Raw genomic sequence first — 25,762 nt, forward strand, 5'->3', positions numbered from 1 at the left:
GGCAAAAACGTCGCTTGAAAAGCGTTGGGTGTCGAAAATCGACCGACCTGAGCCCACATAGAAGTTTAGAACCGGCCCATCGGGTTAGGAGGAATCACAGCGATGCCTGACGTCACTATTGTATACTGGCGCGATATTCCCGCTCAGGTCATCGTCGGCAAAGGCCGCCGTGGCGCCAAGCGGCAATTGGAGGAACGGTTCGAGCAAGCGATCGACCGGGCCGCCATGAAGGTGAACGCCAAGGACAGTGATGCCTACCTGGCCGAGTGGCGCAAGGCCGAAGCTTTTGTGGTCGAAGGCGACCCGGCAGAGATTGCCGAAGCAGAAGCCGTGCGTCTGGAAACGGAATACGATCAGGAGCGGGTCAAAGCCCTGATCGCCAATGACGGTTGGGCATGAGCCCCAGATCTGTATGGGAGGCCGCAATGGCTTTGCTGAACTTCAAGAAACGTGATGCGGCCGAGAAGGCCCCGGTAAACCCGACCGTCGAAGCCTTTCTGAAAGGTTATTCGATCGAGGTTATGCCGCGTACCGCCGAAAAGGTCGAGGATTTCCGCGCGCTGTTGCCCGAAGGCACCCGCGTCTACATCGCCCATATCGAGGGCACCCCGATCGAGGACATGGTGAAAACCGCCAAGCGGATCGCGGACGAGGGTTATCCTGTCATGCCGCACTTCCCGGCGCGGATCATCAAGGATGCTGCAACGCTGGAAAACTGGATCTCGATGTACCAGGGCGAAGCGGGCGTTGAACAGGCGCTGCTGCTGGCCGGTGGTGTAGCCAAGCCGCATGGCGATTTCGACAGCTCGATGCAATTGCTGGAGTCCGGCCTGTTCGACAAGGCGGGCTTCAAACGGCTGCACGTGGCGGGTCACCCCGAGGGGAACAAGGACATTGACCCGGACGGCTCGACCAAAAACGTCGATGATGCGCTGCGCTGGAAACAGAAATTCAGCGAAACAACCGATGCCGAAATGGCGCTGGCAACCCAGTTCGCTTTTGACGCAAAGCCGATTATCGCTTGGGCCGACAGCCTGAAAGAAGCGGGCATCGACCTGCCGATCCATATCGGCATCGCGGGTCCGGCCAAACTTCAGACGCTGATCAAATTCGCCATCGCCTGCGGCGTCGGTCCGTCACTGAAAGTTCTGCAGAAACGCGCCATGGACGTCTCCAAGCTGCTTTTGCCTTACGAGCCGACAGACGTGTTGACCGAACTGGCCACCCACAAAGCGGCCAACCCGGATTTCAACATCACCAACGTACACTTCTTCCCGCTTGGTGGTATCAAGACCAACGCCAACTGGGCGATTGAAAACGGCGGCGCTTCGGCAAAGCCAGCAAACTCCTAAGGAACGGACATGACCCGTACAGTCGTAGAATCAAAAACAAAAACCGCCGTTCTGGGCTTTGACGAGCCGTTCTGTGTGATTGGTGAGCGGATCAACCCGACTGGTCGAAAGAAGCTGGCCGCCGAACTGGAAGCGGGCGACTTCTCGACCGTCGAGAAAGACGCCATTGCTCAGGTCGCTGCAGGCGCGACCGTTCTGGATATCAACGCAGGCGTTGTCTACAACTCGAACCCCAACCCGAATGAGACCGAACCACCGCTGATGCGCAAGATCGTCGAGCTGGTTCAGGGTCTGGTCGAAGTGCCGCTGTGCATCGACTCGTCGGTTCCGGGTGCGCTGGAAGCCGGTCTGGAGGCCGCTGAAGGTCGTCCGCTGCTGAACTCGGTCACGGGTGAGGAAGAGCGTCTGGAACTGGTTCTGCCGCTGGTCAAGAAATACAACGTTCCGGTTGTGGCGATCTCGAACGATGACACCGGCATTTCGGAAGACCCCGATGTGCGCTTTGACGTTGCAAAGAAGATCGTCGAACGAGCAGCCGATCACGGCATCCCGGCCCACGACATTGTCGTCGACCCGTTGGTTATGCCCATCGGCGCGATGGCAACGGCCGGTCAACAAGTCTTTGCTCTGGTCCGCCGTCTGCGCGAGGAACTGGGCGTGAACACCACCTGCGGTGCGTCCAACATCTCGTTCGGTTTGCCGAACCGCCACGGTATCAACAACGCCTTCCTGCCGATGGCGATGGGTGCTGGCATGACGTCGGCGATCATGAACCCGGTGGCTCTGCCGGTGACACAGAAGAAGATTGCCGAGAAGAAAGAGGCTGTTGCAGCCGCAGGCATCATCCTGCCGGAAGGTATGGACGACGAGACGTTCGTTCAGATGTTCGGTCTGGGTTCGACCCTGCCGCGTGCGGGCAAAGAGATGGAGGCCATCCGCGCCGCCAACCTGCTGACCAACAATGACCCGCATGGCGGCGAGTGGATCAAGTTCAACAAATCCCCCGAAGAGGCAGGCGCCACGGGTGCCGCCGGAGGACGTCGTGGTGGTGGGCGCCGTCGCCGCGCCTGATCCGCATTGCATTGAAATTCGAGAAGGCCGGGTCGTTCGCCCGGCCTTTTCTTTTTGACACGGATCATTGTCAGAGAACATCAGGGTCATAAGATTGGGAGCATCCGACGTCTCAAACAGGTGCGCCCATGTCTCATCATCCTCCGAAACTCTCGGAAGCCGATCTCTCCAAAAAACTGGGCAAACACGAATATCTTGAGCGGTTGGTAGACCTGCAAGCTCGGTTGGCGCTGATTCAGCAGGCGTTTCTGTTTCATGGCCTCAAGGGCGTGATCGTTTTCGAAGGTTGGGATGCCGCCGGCAAGGGCGGAACGATCCGTCGAGTCAGTCAGGCTCTGGACCCGCGCAGTTTCAAGGTTTGGCCGATTGGGGCGCCGCGCAACTACTATCTGAACCGTCACTACCTGTTGCGGTTCTGGGAGAGGTTACCACCCGAAGGCGCAATTTCGGCATTCGACCGCAGTTGGTACGGTCGTGTATTGGTCGAGCGGATCGAAAAGTTGACCCCTGAAGAGCGCTGGCGCGAAGCCTATCGTGAGATCAATGATTTTGAGCGAATGCTGGTCGATGACGGCACCCGCATTGTGAAGTTGTTTTTTCACATCTCGCCGGAAGAACAGATGGAGCGATTCACCGAACGGCTGCGCAACCCGCTGAAACGCTGGAAGCTCACCTACGAAGACTTCCGCAATCGCGAGAAATGGCAAGAGACCGAGGTCGCAGTGGACGAGATGCTGGCCCGAACCTCGACCGAGATTGCACCATGGAACGTTATTCCTGCAAACAACAAAAAATTTGCCCGAATCAAGGCGATAACAGCCATTGTTGAGGCGTTTTCGGATGGGGTTGACCTGAACCCGCAGCATTTGGACAAAAAAACGCTCGAAGCGGCGGGGCGTTTGCTGGAAGTGGATCAGGACCTGATTGACAGTTTGCGCGCCCGGACGGATTGATCCGTCTTGAACCCGGTTCCGGGGCAGGGTATCCAAACAGGCGCGGCGGGTATGATGTAATGGTAGCCTGTCAGCTTCCCAAGCTGAACGCGCGGGTTCGATTCCCGCTACCCGCTCCAGGCATTCTCGAAATCAATTCGCTCGCTGCGCCTGAAACAGGTTGATCACCGCCGGAATCTTCAGGTCCTGACCATTGGTATAAGGGCCAAATGCTTCTGCCACGGCGTCCTGAATGGCGCGGACATCTTGTGCTGTTCCGTCGAAGTGAGAGATTACCCTGGCAGCGGGGCCGACACGGGTGCACAAAGCAGCCGAATCCTGAACCGAACCAACACCAGCCAATCCAATTGGCACGGCCTCGGCCTTAATACCGGACAGGCCAGCTTTGGCCATCATGCCTGTGACATGTTCAATGTCGTGAAATGCCAGCGGTCCGGGTGCATACCGATCCACCCTTGGTGGCTGACCCAGATGAGAAGTCGCGGCAACATGAGGAATTTTGAACCAGGGGTTGTCACCAAGCGGACCCCATGCGGCAAAGGTCATTTGTCCATTGGGTTTTAACGCGCGGGCCATATTGGTGAATGCAGCAACCGAATCTTCGAAAAACATGACGCCAAAGCGTGAAATTGCAGCGTCATGTTCACCTGCCTCAAACTCGTGCGTCTGTGCGTCGGCGTAGCGGAATTCGATGTTTCGGACACCGCTTTGCGTCGCTCGGGCTTGGGCACGATCCAAAAAGGGTTGAGAAATGTCGACTGCGAGAACTTCGCCCGACAATCCCACTTGCTGTGCCGCAGAGATAGAACTGACACCGGTGCCGCACCCGATATCAAGAATCCGCATCCCCGGCCTCAGTTCGGCACGTTTCAGCACCAGGTCGAGCACCGGGGACATCAGATGATCAAGTTGGTCTTCGTAGGTCAACCATTTTGCACCAGAGGCCGATTTTCCCCAGTATTCCGCCTGTTCGTCGTTTGCGGTCTGCATTCCGACCTCCTGTCGTTGGCGCGACTATGACCTGCGGCGACGACGGCGGCCAGATTTTTCCTCATCCCCGCCGCCAGTATTGAACGAAGGAGCGGGCAGGGTGACCACTTGTGCCAGTTCCGGGAACGGGTCAGTTTTGTGCGGGATCGCGTTAGCAGCGACGAAATGCTCCTGAAATTTGGGTTCGATTGCAGTTTCGACCTTGGTGATCTCGCGCACAACACGCTCGATCTCGGCCCGCGCGGCGATGTTGCACAAGGCGATCCGCGCGCCGGTACCGGCGGCGTTGCCTGCGCTCGACACCTTCTCCAGCGGTGCATCCGGGATCATGCCCAGCACCATGGCATGCTTGGTCGAGATATGTGCGCCAAACGCGCCCGCCAGAACCACGCGGTCGACCCTGTCGACCTCCATTTCGTCCATCAGCAAACGAGCGCCGGCATAAAGCGCGGACTTCGCCAGTTGGATGGCACGGATGTCGCCTTGGGTGACGGTGATGCGCGGGCCGCCTTCGGCACTGGAATCGTGGATCAGGTATGCGTTGGTCCGACCTTCGGGTACGCAGCGCGCGGTTCCGGTCTGTTCGGCCGAACCGATCAGACCGCTTTCGTCCAACAGCCCGGCGATGCGCATCTCGGCCACGGCCTCGATGATGCCCGAGCCGCAGATGCCTGTGATGCCGGTTGTTGCGATGTCCTGATCAAAGCCTTCCTCATCCGACCATTTCTCGGAACCGATGACGCGAAAGCGGGGTTCCTTGGTGGCCGGGTCGATCTCTATCCGCTCGATGGCACCAGGGGCCGCGCGCTGGCCCGAACTGATCTGAGCGCCTTCGAATGCGGGGCCGGTGGGCGACGAACAGGCCAGAACGCGGTGGGTGTTGCCCAGAAGAATTTCGGCGTTGGTGCCAACGTCGACGATCAGTACCAGATCGTCGGATTTTCCGGGCTCTTCCGACAGTGCGACCGCAGCGCAGTCGGCGCCAACGTGGCCTGCGATACAGGGCAGGATATAGACCTGCGCGCGCGGGTTCATGTTGGTCAGATCCATCTCGCGCGCCGGAAACGAGACGCTTTCCGACGTCGCCAACGCAAATGGCGCCTGACCGAGTTCCACGGGATCAAGCCCCAACAATAGATGGTGCATGACCGGGTTGCAGACAAAAACGGTCTCTACGATCAGCGCGGCGTCGATATCGGCTTCCTCTGCAATCGAGGTGGTCAGATCGTTGATCGCCTCGCGCACGGCTTTTGTCATCTCTTGATCGCCACCGGGATTCATCATGGCGTAGGACACGCGGCTCATCAGGTCTTCGCCGAACCGGATTTGCGGGTTCATCAAACCGGACGAAGCCTTGACTTCTCCAGTTTCCAAATCGGTCAGGTGGGCCGCGATGGTGGTCGAGCCGAGGTCGATCGCCAATCCGTAAAGACCGCTTTCATGCAGCCCGGGCCAGATCTCGACAATGCGGGCGACGGTGTCCTTGTGGCCTTTGTGAACGGCTACCGTAACTTCCCATTTGCCCTTGCGCAGTATCGGTTGCAGCTTCGACATCAGGGACAGATCGGCGGTGACTTCGTCAATGTGCCACTGCTCGCGCAGCGCGCGTTCCAGTCGTTCCAGATCTCCCGTGGGCGAGTGCATGTCGGGCTCTTCCACGACCACGAAATACAGCCGGGTGGCCGGGTCCATGGTAATGGCTCGGGCAGCGGCGGCCTTGCGGACGACCTGGCGGTGAACCTGGCTTTCGGGCGGTACGTCGATCACTACGTCGCCCTGAACAGAAGCCTGACAGCCCAGACGACGACCTGGTTTCAACCCGCGTTTGTCATCATAACGCTGCTCGACTGCATTCCATTCGCTCAGGGCATCTTGTGCGACTGTCACGCCGTGCTTGGGAAACTCACCATAGCTGGGGGTAATCTGGCATTTCGAACAGATTCCGCGCCCGCCGCAGACCGAATCCAGATCGACACCCAATTGACGGGCAGCGGTCAGAATCGGTGTGCCAACGGGAAAATGTCCGCGTTTGCCCGAGGGAGTAAAGACGACAAGAGGGTCGTTGGTCATGTTGAGCCTGCCATTTGTATTCGCGCGTATGCCGGGCAAGATATTGGTTTACGCGCCAAGGGAAAGGGCAATCAGCGGCACGTTTTGCGCAGCTTGCGTCGTTTTCGGTTGCGGCATCGCCCCGCAGGGGAAAACTACTTGATGCCGGGGGCTTTTCCTTGGGCGCAATCCATGCAATAGGGTCACCGCCAAACGGGCTTTTGCATGGGGTTATCAGATGCAGATTCGTGAGGCACTCACCTTTGACGACGTTCTCCTGGTTCCGGGCGCATCTACCGTGCTGCCCGCCACGGCGGATACAAGCACGCGGGTGACGCGTGAAATCACCATGAATATCCCGCTGCTCAGTTCGGCCATGGACACAGTGACCGAAGCGCGCATGGCCATTGCCATGGCGCAAGCCGGCGGCATTGGCGTCGTGCACAAGAACCTTTCGGTCGAAGAACAGGCCCGAGAAGTGCGCCGGGTCAAACGGTTCGAATCCGGTATCGTTTACAACCCCGTCACTCTGCGTGTCGATCAGACCCTTGCCGATGCGCAGGCATTGGTCGATCGCTACAACTTCACCGGCTTTCCCGTTGTCGATGACGCGGGCCGCGTGGTCGGCATTCTGACCAACCGGGATATGCGCTTTGCCACGTCGGACGACATGCCGGTAAAGGCGATGATGACATCGGAAAACCTCGCCATGTTGCAGGAGCCGGCTGATCTGGAAGAAGCCAAAAGCCTTATGCGCGCCCGCCGGATCGAAAAGCTGCTGGTGGTCGATGGCGAAGGCAAACTGACCGGATTGTTAACTCTCAAAGACACAGAACAGGCTGTACTGAACCCGACCGCGTGTAAGGATCGGCTGGGTCGGTTGCGCGTCGCCGCAGCGACATCTGTGGGGGATGCCGGGTTCGAGCGGTCGGAACAATTGGTGGATTCCGGCGTAGATATCATTGTTGTGGACACCGCACATGGACACTCGCAAGGTGTTCTGGACGCGGTGAAACGAGCCAAAACCCTGTCGAACGAGGTTCAGATTATTGCAGGCAACGTCGCTACCGCCGAGGCGACAAGGGCACTGATTGATGCCGGGGCGGATGCGATCAAGGTCGGCATCGGGCCAGGCTCGATCTGTACGACGCGCATGGTTGCTGGCGTCGGCGTTCCTCAGCTGACTGCGATTATGGATTGCGCAACGGCGGCGGGTGATGTTCCGGTGATCGCCGATGGCGGCATCAAATTCTCGGGCGATTTCGCAAAGGCGATCGCGGCCGGTGCGTCCTGCGCAATGGTTGGTTCGATGATTGCAGGGACAGACGAAAGCCCGGGTGAGGTGATCCTGTATCAGGGACGCTCCTTCAAATCGTACCGCGGTATGGGCAGCCTGGGTGCCATGGCGCGCGGCTCGGCGGATCGGTATTTCCAGAAGGATGCCGCCAATGACAAGCTGGTGCCGGAAGGGATCGAAGGACAGGTGCCATACAAAGGATCAGCCAGCGCGGTAATTCACCAACTGGTCGGCGGTCTGCGGGCCGCGATGGGTTATACAGGTTGCGCCACTGTCGACGAAATGCGCCGTAACTGCAATTTCGTCAAGATTACCGGTGCGGGCCTGAAAGAAAGTCATGTGCACGACGTTCAAATCACGCGCGAGAGCCCGAATTATCGGGTGATGTGATCTCCGCGTGTCGCGGTGTCCGGGCCGGGCGCCGCGCGGCAGCTGATGTGAAGGATTGGAAATCACAATGACACCAGCTGCGCGCGTGCAGGCCTCTATAGATATACTCGAAGACATCCTGGCTGGAACTCCGGTTGAAAAGGCATTGACCGGATGGGCGCGACGCAGCCGGTTTGCCGGGTCCAAGGACCGGGCCGCAATACGGGATCACGTTTTCGATGCGCTGCGACGCAAGCGTTCCTTGGCGGCATTGGGAGGGTCCGAAACGGGGCGCGGCCTGATGATCGGGCAAGTCCGCGCATCGGGGCAGGACCCCTCGGATCTATTTACCGGCGAGCGACACGCGCCGGCCGCCGTGTCTGAGGCCGAAGTAGCTCGGGATTTTTCCAGCAAAGCCGAACGTCTGGACATTCCGGAGTGGCTTTGGCCGGAGTTCCAGAGATCTCTGGGAAACGACGCTGAGGCTGCTGCCATCGCGCTGCAAGACCGAGCGCCGGTTCATTTGCGGGTTAATTTGTCAAAGTGCGACTTAGCCGAGGCCGTTCACGTGTTGGCTGAAGATAGCATAAAGGCCAAACCGCACGCCGCATGTGAGACGGCCCTGGAAGTGACTGAAGGCGCACGAAAGATTTCGCAATGCCGTGCATATATATCCGGATTGGTCGAACTTCAGGACGCCGCCAGTCAAGCCATTATTGCCGCGCTTGATTTGCAGCCGGGCATGCGCGTTCTGGATTTTTGTGCTGGCGGTGGTGGTAAGGCCTTGGCTCTGGCGGGTCGAGACAAAAACGTGCGCGTCTTTGCCCATGATGCCAACCCCGCTCGAATGCGTGACTTACCTGATCGGGCATCGCGTGCGGGCGTAGACATCACTATCTTGACCGGGCCTGAGATTAGGGAACTGGCCCCGTTCGATATTGTGCTGACAGATGTTCCCTGTAGTGGCAGCGGATCATGGAGGCGAGCGCCTGCCGGCAAGTGGTCACTGACGCAGGATGGGTTGGAAGCACTTACAGTCACTCAATCCGAAATTCTTGAGATTGCTGCATCCCTGGTAACCGACGGAGGTGTGCTTGCCTATGCAACCTGCTCTATGCTGTCGGTGGAAAACGACACCGTTGTCGATGCTTTTGTGCGCGACCATCCGGATTGGAAATCGGTGTTTCGGAAATCGTGGCTGGTTTCCCACGGAACTGACGGATTCTATTCCGCGCACTTGACGCGAAAATAATCTGTTGAAAAACAACTATAAGACGATTTTTACTGCTTGACCAATTAAGCAGTGGTTAACCATTGCGATCCGATACTGATTTGAAATTTATCACGTCGAGTAGTTGATGCCGGACACTGCTGAGAATTTGCCACCGCCTCTGCCACAATGGGGACATGGGCGTGCACGTCTGCTCTCGTTAGGCGCGATAGCGCTTTTTCTGTGCGTTCTTCCGGTTTTTGGCGTGTTCCCCGGCCATTGGAATACAGGGGTGGTCGTTGTCGGCCTCTCATTTCTTTTGGTCGTTCTGCTTCAAACGGCATTCACCTTGCTGGACACGCGAATATCCGAACGCAAGAATGCGGTTTTGATTGCGCTGATAGAACAGGAAAACGATGCCTGTTTCATAACTGACGCGTATGGAGACCTGCAGACTGCAAACGCAAATGCGCGCGCACGGTTTCAGGTGCGCAACGGGCAAAGGCTGGATGTCTGTCTGGGGTCACTTTTCGCCAATCCAGCCGCGATACTGCTGCGACTACAGGCGCGAGCCCGAAAGCAGGGTCATGCTGGCGAGGATATTGTAACGCGGGGGCGGACCACATCAATCAGCGTAACCAGGCTTGAAAGCGATCTCTGTTACTGGCGGGTCGGACTGGACTCGCAAAGTCAACGGATCGATATCACAGCCCCATTGCTTACAATCGGGCGCAACAGAATCATAACGCAAGCCAACGATGCAGCGCGGCAGTTGCTGGGTAAAGAGCTGACTTCGCTGGACCAGATTATTCCAAGGGATGTTTCCCTGAATGGCGGAATGCAGCGTCTTCAGACAGCTGATGGTCCGCGGATTGTGGTTGTGTCGACACTTCGTGACGGTGGGGTGAATCGGGACATAACGCTGGTTCCGGTTCGGGGCGTTGGGCCTGAAAACGGCGAAAAGTCCTTTGCCGATCTGCCCGTGCCGATCATGCGGCTGTCGCCCGAGGGTGAGATCCTTGAAACGAACCGGCTTGCTGCGCGTCTGATCGGAGAGTTGAAACCGGGTGAAACAAATATCGAAGACATCATGCAGGGGCTGGGGCATCCTCTTCAGGAATGGCTCACCCGCACTGCCGAGCAGGACCTGCCGCCGCATTCCGAATTCTTGCGGCTGACCCGTGCCGACAAAGAGGTTTTTGTGCAGGTCACACTGTCAAGGGTTTTTCAGGATGGGGAGATCTGCCTGATCGCCGTTCTTAACGATGCGACCGAATTGAAAACGTTAGAAGCGCAGTTTGTGCAAGGTCAAAAAATGCAGGCCGTCGGACAACTGGCTGGTGGTGTTGCGCATGATTTCAATAATCTGCTGACAGCGATCTCTGGTCACTGTGACCTGCTATTGCTACGCCATGATCAAAGCGATCCGAACTACGGGGATCTTGTTCAGATCAATCAGAACGCCAATCGGGCGGCAGCACTCGTCAGCCAGTTGCTGGCGTTCTCGCGCAAGCAGACCCTCAGGCCCGAAGTGTTGGACCTGCGCGATACGATCTCGGATCTCATTCATTTGCTGAACCGGCTGGTTGGGGAAAAGGTCCGCCTGACCCTCAGCCACGATCCGGTGCTCAAACCGGTCCGGGCGGATAAACGACAACTTGAACAGGTTTTGATGAACCTTGTCGTCAATGCCCGTGATGCTATGCCCGAAGGTGGTGAAATTCGGATCGAAACCGAAATCGCATCATTGGACCAACCGCTGACACGAGATCGCGCCACAGTGCCGCCCGGAGAATACGTGACCGTTAAGGTGATTGACAGCGGCGTGGGGATACCTGCGGATAAGCTGCAGAAAGTGTTCGAGCCTTTCTATACCACCAAACGCACCGGTGAAGGGACCGGTCTGGGGCTGTCCACGGCCTATGGGATCGTCAAGCAAACCGGCGGGTTCATCTTTGTCGATAGCACACTCGGGCACGGCACAGAGTTTACCGTTTTCCTTCCCGTATGTGCCGCCGTGGAAACCGCTGAACCTGAATCGATAACTGCCCCGGATGAGCAGGGCGCTCAGCAGGGAGAGGGCGTTGTCCTGTTGGTCGAGGATGAGGCACCTGTTCGTGCCTTCGCGACGCGGGCTCTGAGGTTGAAGGGCTACACGGTGCTCGAGGCCGAATCGGCTGAAGCCGCGCTGCAACTGCTGGAGGATCAGACCTTGTCCGTCGACGTGTTTGTCACCGATGTCGTCATGCCGGGCATGGATGGCCCAACCTGGGTACGCAAGGCGATGGAAACACGACCGGATGTTTGCGTGGTGTTCATGTCCGGTTACACAGAAGGCGTATTTGGTGATTCAGGCCCTGAAATCGAAAACTCGACATTCCTGCCGAAACCCTTTTCGCTCACGCAACTGACCGAGGCTGTATTTCAGCAGCTCAACTGAGGAAGCTAGCGCGCAGATGTGTGTAGCGCGAAGTCATCGGCATATTCGCGTCGATACCACGCATCGGTCTCAGCAGACAGATCCATGGGCCGCTTTGGGGATACGTTTTCCTGTGGCAACTGAATGTCACAGTTCAGGCGATCCTGCAGGAAATTCTGTATCGCCGACTGGTTTTCATATTTGAAAACATACGTAGCCCCGGCACCGTTGCTGCGGGTACGGAAAAACCCGGCCTGACTGCCGACATCAGCGAAGGCCGGCCGGGGGTTTTGCAAGTATGCCCGGACAAAAGCATCGAAACTGAGGTTCTTGGTCGAGTTGGGGTGACCGTCCAGTTCCGGGCGGCCACGATACCTGTACCAGCTGCCCAGCCAGTCGACCGGCTCCCGCACGACGGCCATGATCTCCATTTCGGTATCAAACATCTTCTGAAAGACGGACTGGAAAAACCGATCAAACCGCCGGACAGTTGCGTGTTTCAGTTCCGGCGGACCAGCCACAACAAGATCGGCGCGATCCCGAAGAGCTGTCAGATAGGCAGAGCTTCCGGTTTTGGGAACGGACAAAAGCGCAAGCCGTTCCTTGTAGAAAACAAGCATTTTTTTCTTTTACCTTCAATGCTTTTGAGTTTTCAGATTGTCGTAAACGACTCTTTAATACAATTGAGGAACTGTGAAAACTGTAAGTTTTTATTGAAATGTTCTCTTTTTGATCTCATAAGGAACAAGAGGCGAACAAAGCAGCGATTGCCGCCCGATCAAGGGTGTGACAAAAGGGAAGGCGACAGGACAATGGCGGATCTTCTGACGATGAGCGACAAGAAAAACGCAGATAAGCAAAAGGCGCTCGACAGCGCGCTGGCCCAGATTGAGCGACAGTTCGGAAAGGGCTCGATCATGAAGCTGGGCGAGGACGCCAAGCAGGATATCGAAGCAAGCTCGACCGGCTCGCTGGGGCTGGACATTGCTTTGGGTATCGGCGGTCTGCCGATGGGGCGGATTGTGGAAATTTACGGTCCTGAAAGCTCGGGTAAGACCACGCTGACGCTGCATTGCATTGCCGAGCAACAGAAACGCGGCGGCGTCTGTGCGTTCGTGGACGCGGAGCATGCGCTGGACCCGCAATATGCCCGCAAGCTGGGTGTCGATCTGGACGAGTTGCTGATTTCGCAACCCGATACCGGTGAGCAGGCGTTGGAAATTACAGATACTTTGGTCCGCTCTGGCGCGGTGAACATGGTTGTGGTCGACTCGGTAGCGGCGCTGACGCCGAAATCCGAACTCGAAGGCGATATGGGTGACAGCAATGTCGGGGTACAAGCCCGCCTGATGAGCCAGGCGATGCGTAAGCTGACCGGCTCGATCAGCCGTTCGAACTGCATGGTCATCTTCATCAACCAGATTCGGATGAAAATCGGCGTGATGTTCGGCAGCCCGGAAACCACCACCGGTGGGAACGCGCTGAAATTCTACAGTTCGGTCCGTCTGGACATCCGCCGCATCGGCGCGATCAAGGACCGGGATGAGGTTGTCGGCAACCAGACCCGCGTGAAGGTTGTGAAGAACAAGGTGGCCCCGCCGTTCAAGCAGGTGGAATTCGACATCATGTATGGCGAAGGCATCTCGAAAATGGGCGAACTGCTCGATCTGGGCGTCAAGGCCGGTGTCGTCGAGAAGTCGGGCTCGTGGTTCAGCTACGGGGATGAGCGGATCGGACAGGGGCGTGAAAACGCCAAGCAGTATTTGCGCGACAATGGTCGAGTTGCGCTGGAGATCGAAGACAAGATCCGCGCAGCCCATGGTCTGGACTTTGAAATGCCGCCCGAAGCGGAAGAGGATGACATCCTCGAAGCTTGATCGGGCGCTGACAAGATCAGCAGAGATCCACACGACTATTTGAGTGGGGCGGAGATTATCGGGAACAGGGCGGTCCAACGAGGCCGCCTTGTTTCGTTCCGGCACGCCTCGCCTGTGGACACTCCCGAGGTGCGCAGCTAAACCTCCTTCGGAACAAAATGATTGCGCGCTGAGAGAGCCCACATGCCCACGCTGAACGATATCCGCTCGACCTTTCTGAACTACTTTGCCAAGCAGGGGCACGAAGTGGTGGCCTCCAGCCCGTTGGTGCCGCGCAATGACCCGACACTGATGTTCGTGAACTCGGGAATGGTTCAGTTCAAGAACCTTTTTACCGGCGTCGAAACGCGTGACTACCAGCGTGCTACAACGGCACAAAAATGCGTGCGCGCGGGCGGTAAGCACAATGATCTGGACAACGTCGGTTACACCGCACGTCATCATACGTTCTTCGAAATGCTGGGTAACTTCTCGTTTGGCGATTACTTCAAGAACGACGCGATCCCGTTTGCGTGGGAGCTGATCACCAAGGAATTCGGCATCGACAAAAGCCGCCTGCTGACGACTGTGTATCATACCGACGACGAGGCATTCGAGATTTGGAAAAAGGTCGGCGTGCCCGAGGATCGCATCATCCGCATCGCCACCAACGACAACTTTTGGCAAATGGGGCCAACCGGTCCATGCGGACCCTGTACCGAGATTTTCTATGACCACGGCGATCACATCTGGGGTGGCCCTCCGGGTTCGGCCGAAGAAGATGGCGACCGGTTTATCGAGATCTGGAACATCGTTTTCATGCAGAACGAGCAGTTCGAGGATGGCTCGATGGTCGAGCTTGACATGCAGTCGATCGACACCGGCATGGGGCTGGAGCGGATTGGGGCTTTGCTGCAGGGCAGTCACGACAACTATGACACCGATCTGTTCAAAACGCTGATTGAGGCTTCGGCTGACGCGACCGGTGTTGATCCCTATGGTGATCAGAACGTGCACCACCGGGTGATTGCCGATCACCTGCGGTCGACCTCTTTCCTGATTGCGGATGGTGTTATGCCTTCGAATGACGGGCGCGGCTATGTCCTGCGCCGGATCATGCGCCGTGCCATGCGCCACGCACATTTGCTGGGTGCGAAAGACCCGGTCATGCACCGTCTTGTGCCGACGTTGGTCCAACTGATGGGCGCGCAATATGCTGAACTGGGTCAGGCGCAGCCGCTGATCGAAGAAACGCTGCTGCTGGAGGAAACGCGGTTCAAGCAGACGCTGGATCGCGGACTGAAGCTGTTGGATGACGAAGTTGCAAGCTTGCCGGATGGCGCGGCGCTGCCCGGTGATGCGGCATTCAAGCTTTACGACACTTACGGTTTCCCGCTGGACCTGACGCAGGATGCCCTGCGCGAGAAGGGCCGGACTGTGGATACCGACGGGTTCGATGCGGCAATGGCCGAGCAAAAGGCGAAGGCGCGCGCGGCTTGGGCCGGGTCTGGTGCGTCGGCAGATCAGGCGGTCTGGTTCGACGTTCTGGATAGCGCTGGCGCTACGGATTTCCTTGGCTATGAGACTGAGAAAGCCGAAGGCCAGGTGGCCGCTCTGATCGTTGATGGCGCTTTGGTCGATACGATCGAACAGGGCGGAACCGGATGGGTTGTCGTAAACCAGACGCCTTTCTATGGCGAAGCCGGCGGGCAGATTGGCGACACCGGCGAAATCCGGCGTCTTGAGAATATGCAGGATGTGTCCCGCGTGGAAGACACGCGCAAGTTCGCCGAAGGCAAGGTCTATGCGCATCGCGTGACCGTCAGCCAGGGTGCCTTGTCGAAAGGCGACGCCGTCGAGCTTGAGGTGGATCACGCCCGTCGCACCGCCATACGCGCCAACCACTCGGCCACGCATCTGTTACACGAAGCACTGCGCGAAACACTGGGCGATCATGTGGCGCAGCGAGGTTCGTTGAATGCCGCAGACAGGCTACGGTTCGATTTCAGCCATTCCAAAGCGCTGACACTGGACGAGATTCAAAAGGTCGAGCGTGAGGTTAATGATTTCATCCGCCAGAACTCGACCGTCGAAACACGGGTTATGACGCCCGATAACGCACGCGAATTGGGCGCTCAGGCGTTGTTTGGCGAGAAATATGGTGACGAAGTTCGCGTAGTCTCGATGGGCAAGGCGCCCACCGGCAAGGGACATGACGGCGAAACCTGGTCGATTGAACTGTGCGGCGGCACGCATGTGCGCCAGACCGGCGACATCGGCACCTTCGTCATTCTCGGAGACGGTGCCAGCAGTGCCGGTGTACGCCGAATCGAAGCACTGACTGGGGACGAGGCGTTCCGGTATCTCTCGGCGCAGGATCATCGACTGGCGCAGATTGCGCTCGAGCTGAAAGCGCAGCCTGATGATGTCGTTGGTCGGGTCAAGACGCTGCTGGACGAACGCAAGGCATTGCAGAACGAGGTGGCACAGTTGCGCCGGGATCTCGCCATGGCAGGTGGTGCGGGGCAGGGCGGCGGAACCGAGGCGCGGGACGTCAACGGAACAAAGTTCCTGGCGCAGGCACTGTCTGGCGTTTCCGGCAAGGATTTGCCGACGTTGATTGATGAACACAAGGCGCGCCTTGGTTCCGGCGCGGTTTTGCTGATCGCGGACACCGGTGGAAAAGCAGCCGTCGCCGCCGGCGTGACATCAGATTTGACGGATCGGGTCTCTGCCGTGGATCTTGTCAAGGCGGCCGTGTCCGAGTTGGGCGGAAAAGGCGGCGGTGGACGCCCGGATATGGCGCAGGGTGGCGGCAAGGATGCATCAAACTCTGACGCCGCGATAAAAGCGGCCGAAAAGATATTGGGAGGATAAGATGCCTGCACTCTGGATTGCGCATGTCACGGTGACGGATAGCGAAGCCTACGGAAAATACGCGGAACTGGCCGGACCAGCGATTGCGGCTCATGGTGGCGAATTCATCGCACGCGCCGCCAGATACGTTCAATTGGAAGGGAAAGAGCGGCCCCGCAATGTCGTGGCTCGTTTCCCGTCCGTCGAAGCGGCGGTGGAATGTTACAATTCGGCGCAGTACCAGGCGGCGCTCGACTATGCCCGCGGTGCCAGTGAGCGGGAACTCGTCGTCGTCGAGATCACGGAATAACCTAAACACTTTCTGACGCACCGGGTGCATGCGTCAGAACCCACTGCTGTTGTTAGAATATGTGCCTTCCCGTGCAAATGGTTGGCACGTGGATTGAGTGCGTCATTGGCACGCCAGATAGCAACAGGCTTGGAATTGTGGCCGTCCTCGCCACTTTGTTGAGCGGAAATTGTCCAAAAGAGTTACGAATTTCCGCCGTTTTTCATCCCCAAACTGACCCGTGATTGCTTTGTCGCCTCCGATCTCGATAGATAAGAGAATCGGAATATGGGTGCACGAAAAAGTAATCGCTCGGATGCTGTTTGATCGAGGGATGACGATGACAAAGTTCTGCTCCAAGCTTGTCGCGGATGCACAAGGCACATTACGGCAAACCGGAGCCATCATTGCTCTGGTTTTTGGTGTTTCGGTGTCAGGCGCCACGAGTTCGTCCGCCGAATCCGCCTTTATTCCAGGGCAGATGGCTTCACAGCCTCCATCTGGTGCGCGCGACCTGTGCGCGCAGTATTCCTGGGCCTGTGCGACCAAACCGTCAATCAGCATGTCCAGCGACCAGGAGATGAAACTGGTCAAGCTGATTAACCGGAAGGTAAACGCAAGCACGCGATCGGTAACGGACCAGTCGCAATACAGGCGCGCCGAGCACTGGGCCCTTCCGACGTCGAGGGGCGGCGACTGCGAGGATTTTGCACTTCTGAAAAAGCGGGATCTGATCAAGGCAGGCATCGATCCCAGTAAACTACTGATCGCTACGGTGCTGGATACACGCAGAAACTCTCATGCGGTGTTGGTCTATCGATCAGCCAGAGGGGACCTGGTCCTGGATAACCTCACTAGTCGAATCAAACCCTGGACGGCTACGCGGTATCTGTTTCTTCGCATGCAAGATCCGAAACAACCTCGTCAATGGGTCGGGGTTTTTCGGAGCAGTTGAAATCGTGATTGGCACGGGCAAACCTGCCCACTGTGTTCAACACAAAATGGGCGACCGATGGGCCGCCCATTTTTGATAACTGTCAAGCGTTTTGGCAGTAGGCGCCTCTGTCTTGAGCACTTGCCGTAAGTTTCATCGCAATAGCCGCCAACAGTAGTCATTCTTTCTTCGTCACGATCGTCATCGATGTGGACCTAGTCTGGTCCATCGTCTTCTTCTTCTTCTTCTTCTTCTTCTTCTTCTTCTTCTTCTTCATCGTCTTCTTCGTCTACGCCATCGTCCTCGACTTCATCGTCGACTTCATCGTCGTCTTTGTCGGTCGTGCCGTCGTCGGGTTCGCCTCCGTCGTTGCCGCCGCCGTTGGGATCTTCACCAACCGGATCGTCGCCGCCACCATTGGGATCTTCACCAACCGGATCGTCGCCGTCTGGATCATCATTGCCCGGGCCGCCAGTGGTTCCAGGCGTCGAGTCGTTCGGTTCCTCTTCAGCGCGACCGTCACCCGATCGCTGGGTGTTCCCGAGCGTAGATGCCGTGGGAAAGTCCGTCAGAACTGCCGCAAATCGCGGACAGTCAAGCAGCGTGCGTTGCAGAATTTCTTCAAAATCCGCCCGCCGCTGGATGTAACGCAGCATACGAGAGCTGACCACATCACACGCGCACAGTGTATTGGAAGACACGGATTGTCTTGCTGTTTTTACCGTGCACATCTCGGACGCATAGGCCGCGCCGGATGATAAAATTGGCAACGATGCCGAAACAAAAACAAACGAAAGTAACCTTGATCTCATGCGCATAATGCGCCTCCTCAGTACTCTTTACCCGTTGGAGCCACGAAGACTCGCAGCGCCGCACTCTGGACACGGCTATACCTTAAAGCTGCCACATTTACAGGGGGAAGAAAGCCCGGATTTCATCATCATGAACAACCTTAGGTAGAAGTCACCAGAAAATCAAAGAGAAAGCCCGGGCAGTTGCCGGGCTTTTAGAAGACCACTATTTTAGTGAGTGACTTAAAAATGTCACAGAAGTGCCATTGTTTCCATTTTTGGGAGCAATGATGCCCCTAATCTCACGCAGATTTGGCCATCCGTTTTCGTTCATGTGGGTCGAGGAAGCGCTTGCGGAGACGAATGGCGTTCGGCGTAACTTCGACCAGTTCATCGTCATCGATATAGGCAATCGCCTCTTCCAGTGAAAACTGAACATGCGGTGTCAACCTGACTGCGTCGTCCGAACCACTGGCGCGCACATTGGTCAGTTTCTTGCCTTTGAGGGGGTTCACTTCAAGGTCATTGTCGCGCGAATGCTCGCCAATGACCATTCCCTGATATACATCGGTTTGCGGACCGACGAACATCCGGCCGCGCTCTTCCAGATTCCACAACGCATAGGCGACCGCCTGACCATTTTCCATCGAAATCAGAACGCCGGCGCGACGACCCGGGATCGGACCTTTGTGCGGTGCCCAACCGTGGAAAACGCGGTTCAGAACGCCGGTCCCGCGGGTATCCGTCAGGAATTCGCCGTGATAGCCGATCAGGCCGCGCGAAGGCACATGAGCAATGATGCGGGTTTTGCCGGTACCGGCAGGCCGCATCTCGACCAGCTCGCCTTTCCGCGCCCCTGTGACTTTTTCGATAACTGCGCCAGAGTATTCGTCATCCACGTCGATAGTGACTTCCTCGACGGGCTCCAAACGCTGGCCGCCTTCTTCACGAAACAGAACCTGTGGCCGGGAAATGCTGAGCTCGAACCCTTCACGGCGCATGTTCTCGATCAGGACGCCCATCTGCAATTCGCCGCGGCCGGCAACTTCGAAGGCCTCGCCGCCGGGGGTATCTGAGATGCGTATGGCAACGTTCGACTCGGCCTCTTTCATCAGCCGGTCTCGGATCACGCGGGACTGCACTTTTTTGCCATCACGCCCGGCCAGCGGAGAATCGTTGATACCGAATGTCACTGTGATGGTTGGTGGGTCGATGGGCTGTGCGGGCAGGGCCTCATCCACTTGTGGCGAGACCAGCGAGTCTGCAACGGTGGCCTTGCTCATCCCCGCGATGGTGACGATGTCGCCTGCTTCGGCAACGTCGATTGGCTGCTGCGCCAGGCCGCGGAAAGCCAGGATTTTCGAGGCGCGAAAATTCTCGATCAGTGCGCCGTCACGGCTGAGCGCCTTGAGGCTGTCGCCCGCCTTCAGCGTACCGCTTTCGACGCGACCGGTCAGGATGCGGCCGATGAACGGATCGCTGCCCAGTGTGGTGGCCAGCATACGGAACGGTTCATCTTTTTTCTCGATCTGCTTGGGGGACGGTACGTGATCGACGATCAGATCAAACAGTGCGCTTAGATCCTTGCGGGGACCGTCCAGTTCCATATCCGCCCAGCCCGAACGGCCCGAGGCGTACATGGCCGGGAAGTCCAACTGATCATCATCCGCACCAAGGTTGGCGAACAGGTCGAAACATTCGTCCAGCGCACGGTCTGGTTCGGCATCTGGCTTGTCGACCTTGTTCAGCACCACGATCGGGCGCAGACCCAGCGCCAGGGCCTTGGACGTTACAAACTTGGTCTGCGGCATCGGACCTTCGGCCGCGTCGACCAACAGCACAACGCCGTCCACCATGCTGAGAATCCGCTCGACCTCTCCACCGAAATCGGCGTGGCCGGGGGTGTCGACGATGTTGATGCGGGTGTCTTTCCACTCGACGCTGGTTGCCTTCGCCAGAATTGTGATGCCGCGTTCACGCTCCAGGTCATTGCTGTCCATGGCGCGCTCGGCTACGGCCTGGTTCTCCCGGAATGCACCGGATTGTTTGAGCAGCTCATCCACCAGAGTGGTCTTGCCGTGGTCCACGTGAGCGATGATTGCGATATTGCGCAGGTCCATGAGAGGTCAGCCTTTGAACGGGAAGTTGCCGCGCGCATAGCGCGGCTTGGAACAAGTTACCAGCCCAAACGCGCGGTTAGTGCCCAGCCGTCTTCGAAAACAGGTGAATGATCAGGATACCTGCAAGAATCATCGACAATCCAAGCACTGCAGGCCAATCGAGCCTTTGACCGAAAACCAGGAAACCGATCAGAGCGATCAGGAAAATCCCCAGACCAGACCAGATTGCATAGACGATACCCACCGGCATCACCTTGAGGGTCAATGCCAACAGGTAAAACGCGCAGCCATACCCCACGACGACCAACACCGAAGGCCACAGGCGCGTAAATTGCTGACTGGCTTGCAGAGCAGTTGTTCCGATGGTTTCGGCAACAACGGCCAACAAGAGGATGAAGTAAGCGTTGGGCACGGTTTCACTCGCTGCTGAATGGTGGGTTTGGTTGACCACGAATCCGGGTGTTTCGGCAAGCAGGTTTCTGTTTTCAATCAAAGGGAGAGTTGACCGGAGGTCAGGTTATCCCGACTGTTCGGCAACGGAGAACCCGTGGTAGACTGCCTGCGTTTATTAGTGATTTTTCAGCGAGTTCAAAATGACGACATTTGCAAAATCCGTCATCATCATATCGTTCTTGATCGTGGCGCTGGGGTGGCTTGCAGACGGGGGGTCCGTCGACAAAGATGCAGCCCAAATTGTTGAGCGGTTAACGGGTAATTCGGTTTGAGCGCAAATCACCTGCGATAGAATAAAAGGAGCCTTCGGGCTCCTTTTATTTTGTTTCACCCAATGTCTAAGGCAGCTATTGCTTTTCGATCGCCTTGAGTTTCGAGCGGTGCTGGGACAGTTTCTTGACCACAAATTGCCGCGCCTTGCGCTCGGCCAGACGCACACGGATTTCGGTCAGAAATGCCTCTTCCAGCGTTTGCGACGCGGCACCCAGAACCTCTCCGACTTCGACAAAGAACCGATCCTCGCCGGTTTCATCCATGACTTTCATCGTGTCTTCGGCCAGCCTTGAGGCGAGGGTGGTAATTGTGTCGGACATTAGCGCGTGTTCTCGGTCAGTCGGCGTTTCACGTATTCGGTCACATCGGTCATCAACGTGTCCATGTGACGATCCTGGAAAAAGTGGTCGGCACCCTCAACCTCGTTATGAGTGATGGTGATGCCCTTTTGCTCGTGCAGTTTGCTGACCAGTGTGGTGGTGTCTGCCGGTGGCGCAACACGGTCGGCCGAACCATTGATGATCAGACCTGAAGACGGGCAGGGTGCCAAAAACGAGAAATCATACATGTTCGCAGGCGGCGAGACGCTGATGAAGCCCGTGATCTCGGGGCGGCGCATCAGAAGCTGCATGCCAATCCAAGCGCCGAACGAAAACCCTGCGACCCAGCAGTGTTTCGAGTTGTTGTTCATCGATTGCAGGTAATCCAACGCGGATGCCGCATCGCTCAACTCGCCAATACCCTGGTCATATTCGCCCTGACTGCGCCCAACGCCGCGGAAGTTAAAGCGCAACACGGTGAAACCCATGTTGTAGAACGCATAGTGCAGGTTATAGACCACCTTGTTGTTCATGGTCCCGCCGAATTGTGGGTGCGGGTGAAGCACGATGGCGATCGGTGCGTCTTTTTCCTTTTGCGGGTGGTAACGGCCTTCCAGGCGGCCTTCGGGTCCGGGAAAAATCACCTCGGGCATGTGTGCTTTGGTCCTGTCTTTTTAACACGTTGGCACCCAGATATACTTGACGGTATTCGTCGGGCACCTTAGAACGGTTCTAATTACATTTGGGTCGCGTAAAAACGCTGTCAGTGGGAGATACGCACTGGCTGCGGCGGCGTCAATGATTTCGCGCTATTCTTGCCACGAGGGAATACAATGAAGCTGTCAACCAAGGGCCGATACGCAATGGTTGCGCTTGCGGACATTGCGCTGCAGCCGGCTGACCAACTGGTGACGCTTTCAGAAATTTCCGAGCGGCAGGACATCTCGCTGCCGTATCTTGAGCAGTTGTTCGTCAAACTCCGACGTGCCGAACTGGTTGCGTCGGTTCGCGGACCCGGCGGGGGTTACAGGCTGGCACGCCCTGCATCGGATATCCGTGTGGTTCAGATTCTGTCGGCTGTAGATGAAACCGTGGACGCGCTGCAAAAAGGGGCGGGGGCTTCGGGTGCTTCGTCGGGTAGCAGGGCCCAATCCCTGACCAACCGTTTGTGGGAGAGTCTGAGCGCCAACGTTTATGTGTTTCTGCACCAGACACGGTTGTCGGATGTCATCCAGAATGACCTGGCGCCGTGCCCGGCCGTACCAAGCTTGTTCTCAGTCGTGGACGACTGATGGCATGACACCCTATTTCTCATCACAAGACACCAAGAGCCCGCTAAAAAAGATGTATCCATGAAACGTGTTTATCTGGATCATAACGCTACGACCATGCTTCGACCCGAGGCGCGCGCTGCAATGATTGCAGCGATGGACGTTGCGGGAAATCCCTCATCGGTCCACGCCGAAGGCCGGGCTGCCAAGGCGCTGGTTGAAAAGGCGCGCGCGCAGGTTGCGGCGGCATTTGGCGCGGATGGGGCAGACATTGTTTTTACATCTGGCGCAACCGAAGGCGCAGCGTTGGCACTGGCGGGGCGTGGTTTGCAAGGCGCCGAGATTGAACATGATGCGGTGCGGGCTTGGACTGACGGAAGTTTATCCGTTTCATCCAACGGTCACGTTGCAGTTATCAGCCCTGAGGTTTCGACCCTCCAACTGGCGAATTCCGAAACGGGCATTGTTCAGGCCCTGCCGGATGGGCTTGCCGTTACAGATGCAACGCAGGCGTTTGGTAAACTGCCCGTCGCATTCAACTGGTTGGGCGCTGAGATGGCGCTGATATCGGCCCACAAACTTGGCGGCCCCATGGGCATTGGTGCCGTGGTCATGAAACGTGGCACGGATCTGCCTGCACAGATAAAGGGGGGCGGACAGGAGATGGGCCGCCGCTCGGGCACTGAAAATGTCATTGGAATAGCGGGTTTCGGAGCCGCGGCTGAAGCGGCTGCGCGGGATCTGGCAGATGGTATTTGGGAAAAAGTCGCAGAACTTAGAAATATTCTAGAAAACGCTCTTGAGGCCAGCTCTAAATCTACTATTTTTGTCGGGAAAGATCAGGAGCGACTCCCCAATACACTGTGTTTTGCCACCCCCGGTTGGAAAGGTGAGACGCAGGTCATGCAGATGGATTTGTCCGGATTTGCGATCAGCGCCGGGTCTGCGTGTTCCAGCGGCAAGGTCAAGGCCAGCACGGTCCTGACGGCCATGGGCTACGACGAATTGACGGCTGCAAGCGCGATCCGCGTTTCGCTGGGGCCGGAGACGACAAAAGAGGATGTGCTGCGTTTCGCGGAAACGTGGCTTGAAAAAGAGAAAAAGCATCACGCGCGTGCCGCGTGATCTGACGGAGGGTGTCTTATGGCCGCTTTGGACCAGACCCAGGTAAAAGAAGGTGTCGATCAGGAAACCGTGGACGCGGTGCGCGAGGTCAGCACTTATAAATACGGCTGGGAAACTGAAATCGAAATGGAATACGCGCCCAAGGGCGTGTCTCCGGACATCGTTCGTCTGATTTCGGAAAAGAATGAAGAGCCGGAGTGGATGACCGAATGGCGCCTGTCCGCGTTCGAGCGCTGGACCAAGATGGACGAACCCAACTGGGCCATGGTGAACTATCCGAAGATCGATTTTCAGGATCAGTATTATTATGCGCGTCCGAAATCGATGCAGGAAAAGCCCAAATCTCTGGATGAGGTCGATCCCAAGCTTTTGGCGACATACGAGAAGCTTGGTATCCCGCTGAAAGAGCAGATGATTCTGGCCGGCGTCGAAGGCGCCGAGGATGCCCCTGCGGAAGGTCGCAAGGTGGCCGTGGATGCGGTGTTCGATTCGGTTTCCGTGGGTACGACATTCCAGGCAGAACTGAAGAAGGCGGGTGTCATCTTCTGCTCGATTTCCGAAGCGATCCGCGAGCATCCAGAGCTGGTCAAGAAGTATCTCGGCTCCGTGGTGCCGGTTTCCGATAACTTCTACGCAACTCTGAACTCGGCTGTGTTCTCGGACGGTTCGTTTGTCTACGTGCCGCCCGGCGTGCGCTGCCCGATGGAGCTGAGCACCTATTTCCGCATCAACGCGGAAAACACCGGTCAGTTCGAGCGTACTCTGATCATTGCCGATAAGGGCTCGTATGTCTCTTATCTGGAAGGCTGTACCGCCCCTCAGCGGGACACAGCCCAACTGCATGCGGCGGTGGTTGAAATCATCGTCGAAGAGGACGCCGAGGTAAAATACTCGACCGTTCAGAACTGGTTCCCGGGCGACGAGAACGGCAAGGGCGGAATTTACAACTTCGTGACCAAACGCGCTGATTGCCGGGGCGACCGGTCCAAGGTGATGTGGACACAGGTCGAGACCGGTTCGGCGGTGACTTGGAAGTATCCGTCTTGCATTCTGCGCGGCGATGACAGCCAGGGTGAGTTCTATTCGATCGCCATCACCAACAACTATCAGCAGGCCGATACCGGCACAAAGATGGTTCATCTGGGCAAGAACACCAAATCGCGGATCGTGTCCAAGGGGATCAGTGCGGGCAAGGCTCAGAATACCTATCGTGGTCTGGTGTCGATGCATCCCAAGGCTAAGAACTCGCGCAACTACACCCAGTGCGACAGCCTGTTGATCGGAGACAAATGTGGCGCCCACACGGTGCCGTATATCGAAGTCCGCAACAATTCTTCGCGGGTCGAGCATGAAGCGACGACCTCGAAAGTGGATGACGACCAGCTATTCTATTGCCGCCAGCGCGGTATGGACGAAGAAGAGGCCGTGGCGCTGGTCGTCAACGGCTTCTGCAGGGATGTTTTGCAAGCCCTGCCGATGGAATTCGCCATGGAAGCGCAGCAACTGGTGGCGATCTCGCTGGAAGGTTCGGTCGGTTGATGACACGTACGCCACGCAAACGCATTCAGCGGGATGATGTGCTGACCGCTCTGGGATACGCACTTCCGGTTCTGGGCGGATTGCTCGGCGTGGCCTATGTGAACACCAACTACATGGAATTTATTAACCCGGTCTGGGCGGTCGGTGGAGGGGCAATCCTTGGCTGGATTGCCGCCCGCGTGATCCGCAAAATTCTGGGATAGGAACACACAGGGGCCGAGGCGC

23 protein-coding genes and 1 tRNA gene are annotated in these 25,762 nt (G+C 57.3%); 16 read left to right on the forward strand and 8 right to left on the reverse strand.

Annotation, left to right across the window (positions count from 1 at the left end; genetic code table 11):
- Positions 1-102 precede the first annotated feature (102 nt).
- The 5 genes from AC2TEL_RS13865 (at position 103) to AC2TEL_RS13885 (ending at position 3,495) form a co-directional block, all read left to right on the forward strand.
- Positions 103-399 (forward strand): virulence factor, encoded by a 297-nt coding sequence (locus AC2TEL_RS13865; protein WP_480904579.1) that lies wholly within the window; start codon positions 103-105, stop codon positions 397-399.
- Positions 400-425: 26 nt separating this feature from the next.
- Positions 426-1,352 (forward strand): methylenetetrahydrofolate reductase, encoded by a 927-nt coding sequence (locus AC2TEL_RS13870; RefSeq protein WP_480904582.1) that lies wholly within the window; start codon positions 426-428, stop codon positions 1,350-1,352.
- Between the two features lie 9 nt (positions 1,353-1,361).
- The gene (locus tag AC2TEL_RS13875; protein WP_480839864.1) at positions 1,362-2,423 is read left to right on the forward strand and encodes a methyltetrahydrofolate cobalamin methyltransferase; all 1,062 of its coding nucleotides are present in this window, start codon (positions 1,362-1,364) and stop codon (positions 2,421-2,423) included.
- 128 nt (positions 2,424-2,551) lie between these two features.
- The gene (locus AC2TEL_RS13880; protein WP_480904585.1) at positions 2,552-3,376 is read left to right on the forward strand and encodes a polyphosphate kinase 2 family protein; all 825 of its coding nucleotides are present in this window, start codon (positions 2,552-2,554) and stop codon (positions 3,374-3,376) included.
- A 45-nt stretch (positions 3,377-3,421) separates the two neighbouring features.
- Positions 3,422-3,495 (forward strand) — tRNA-Gly (locus AC2TEL_RS13885).
- Between the two features lie 13 nt (positions 3,496-3,508).
- Here the strand turns inward: AC2TEL_RS13885 and AC2TEL_RS13890 are convergent.
- A complete protein-coding gene (locus AC2TEL_RS13890) occupies positions 3,509-4,366 on the reverse strand; it encodes a class I SAM-dependent methyltransferase (RefSeq protein WP_480904588.1) in 858 nt (285 codons plus the stop codon).
- A 24-nt stretch (positions 4,367-4,390) separates the two neighbouring features.
- Positions 4,391-6,436: an ASKHA domain-containing protein gene (locus tag AC2TEL_RS13895; RefSeq protein ID WP_480904591.1), complete on the reverse strand. Its 2,046-nt coding sequence runs from the start codon at positions 6,434-6,436 to the stop codon at positions 4,391-4,393.
- Between the two features lie 217 nt (positions 6,437-6,653).
- On the opposite strand from AC2TEL_RS13895, the gene guaB reads away from it, so the two are divergent.
- The 3 genes from guaB to AC2TEL_RS13910 all read left to right on the forward strand — a co-directional run bounded on the left by guaB (position 6,654) and on the right by AC2TEL_RS13910 (position 11,731).
- A complete protein-coding gene (gene guaB, locus AC2TEL_RS13900; protein ID WP_480839856.1) occupies positions 6,654-8,102 on the forward strand; it encodes an IMP dehydrogenase in 1,449 nt (482 codons plus the stop codon).
- A gap of 67 nt (positions 8,103-8,169) precedes the next feature.
- Positions 8,170-9,333, forward strand: coding sequence for an RsmB/NOP family class I SAM-dependent RNA methyltransferase (locus AC2TEL_RS13905; RefSeq protein WP_480904594.1), 1,164 nt, complete (start codon positions 8,170-8,172; stop codon positions 9,331-9,333).
- Between the two features lie 106 nt (positions 9,334-9,439).
- Positions 9,440-11,731 carry a hybrid sensor histidine kinase/response regulator gene (locus AC2TEL_RS13910; protein WP_480904597.1) on the forward strand — a complete coding sequence of 764 codons (2,292 nt, stop codon included), beginning with the start codon at positions 9,440-9,442 and terminating at the stop codon, positions 11,729-11,731.
- A gap of 5 nt (positions 11,732-11,736) precedes the next feature.
- On the opposite strand, the gene AC2TEL_RS13915 is transcribed toward AC2TEL_RS13910, so the two are convergent.
- On the reverse strand, positions 11,737-12,330 hold the full coding sequence (locus AC2TEL_RS13915) for a gamma-glutamyl kinase (RefSeq protein WP_480839850.1): 594 nt from the start codon (positions 12,328-12,330) through the stop codon (positions 11,737-11,739).
- A 192-nt stretch (positions 12,331-12,522) separates the two neighbouring features.
- Between AC2TEL_RS13915 and recA the strand changes: the two genes are divergently transcribed.
- From recA to AC2TEL_RS13935, 4 genes are all read left to right on the forward strand, one after another.
- The gene (recA, locus tag AC2TEL_RS13920; protein ID WP_480904600.1) at positions 12,523-13,587 is read left to right on the forward strand and encodes a recombinase RecA; all 1,065 of its coding nucleotides are present in this window, start codon (positions 12,523-12,525) and stop codon (positions 13,585-13,587) included.
- Positions 13,588-13,770: 183 nt separating this feature from the next.
- Entirely contained in the window at positions 13,771-16,443 is a 2,673-nt protein-coding gene (gene alaS, locus AC2TEL_RS13925; RefSeq protein ID WP_480904602.1) for an alanine--tRNA ligase, read from the forward strand.
- 1 nt (position 16,444) lies between these two features.
- A complete protein-coding gene (locus tag AC2TEL_RS13930; protein WP_480839844.1) occupies positions 16,445-16,732 on the forward strand; it encodes a DUF1330 domain-containing protein in 288 nt (95 codons plus the stop codon).
- Positions 16,733-17,027: 295 nt separating this feature from the next.
- The gene (locus AC2TEL_RS13935; RefSeq protein WP_480904605.1) at positions 17,028-17,666 is read left to right on the forward strand and encodes a transglutaminase-like cysteine peptidase; all 639 of its coding nucleotides are present in this window, start codon (positions 17,028-17,030) and stop codon (positions 17,664-17,666) included.
- Positions 17,667-17,860: 194 nt separating this feature from the next.
- Here the strand turns inward: AC2TEL_RS13935 and AC2TEL_RS13940 are convergent, their stop codons facing one another.
- The 5 genes from AC2TEL_RS13940 to AC2TEL_RS13960 all read right to left on the reverse strand — a co-directional run bounded on the left by AC2TEL_RS13940 (position 17,861) and on the right by AC2TEL_RS13960 (position 22,255).
- Positions 17,861-18,316 carry a hypothetical protein gene (locus AC2TEL_RS13940; protein ID WP_480904608.1) on the reverse strand — a complete coding sequence of 152 codons (456 nt, stop codon included), beginning with the start codon at positions 18,314-18,316 and terminating at the stop codon, positions 17,861-17,863.
- 422 nt (positions 18,317-18,738) lie between these two features.
- Complete coding sequence (gene typA / locus AC2TEL_RS13945) at positions 18,739-20,556, reverse strand: translational GTPase TypA (protein ID WP_480904611.1); 1,818 nt, start codon at positions 20,554-20,556, stop codon at positions 18,739-18,741.
- A gap of 76 nt (positions 20,557-20,632) precedes the next feature.
- A complete protein-coding gene (locus tag AC2TEL_RS13950) occupies positions 20,633-20,968 on the reverse strand; it encodes an SMR family transporter (RefSeq protein WP_480840234.1) in 336 nt (111 codons plus the stop codon).
- Between the two features lie 388 nt (positions 20,969-21,356).
- Positions 21,357-21,602, reverse strand: a complete 246-nt coding sequence (locus tag AC2TEL_RS13955; protein ID WP_480839836.1) for a hypothetical protein — start codon at positions 21,600-21,602, stop codon at positions 21,357-21,359.
- Positions 21,602-22,255, reverse strand: a complete 654-nt coding sequence (locus AC2TEL_RS13960; RefSeq protein WP_480839835.1) for an alpha/beta hydrolase — start codon at positions 22,253-22,255, stop codon at positions 21,602-21,604. The genes AC2TEL_RS13955 and AC2TEL_RS13960 overlap by 1 nt, the downstream gene beginning before the upstream one ends.
- 180 nt (positions 22,256-22,435) lie before the next feature.
- Between AC2TEL_RS13960 and iscR the strand changes: the two genes are divergently transcribed.
- The 4 genes from iscR to AC2TEL_RS13980 are packed head-to-tail and all read left to right on the forward strand — an operon-like array spanning position 22,436 to position 25,740.
- Complete coding sequence (gene iscR / locus AC2TEL_RS13965; RefSeq protein ID WP_480839833.1) at positions 22,436-22,894, forward strand: Fe-S cluster assembly transcriptional regulator IscR; 459 nt, start codon at positions 22,436-22,438, stop codon at positions 22,892-22,894.
- A gap of 60 nt (positions 22,895-22,954) precedes the next feature.
- Positions 22,955-23,998, forward strand: coding sequence for a cysteine desulfurase family protein (locus AC2TEL_RS13970; protein WP_480904614.1), 1,044 nt, complete (start codon positions 22,955-22,957; stop codon positions 23,996-23,998).
- 18 nt (positions 23,999-24,016) lie between these two features.
- Positions 24,017-25,537, forward strand: a complete 1,521-nt coding sequence (sufB, locus tag AC2TEL_RS13975) for a Fe-S cluster assembly protein SufB (protein ID WP_480839829.1) — start codon at positions 24,017-24,019, stop codon at positions 25,535-25,537.
- Entirely contained in the window at positions 25,537-25,740 is a 204-nt protein-coding gene (locus AC2TEL_RS13980; RefSeq protein WP_480839827.1) for a hypothetical protein, read from the forward strand. The genes sufB and AC2TEL_RS13980 overlap by 1 nt, the downstream gene beginning before the upstream one ends.
- The last annotated feature ends 22 nt before the right edge of the window (positions 25,741-25,762 follow it).

It is taken from the genome of Ruegeria sp. HKCCD9138 (genome assembly GCF_057220975.1).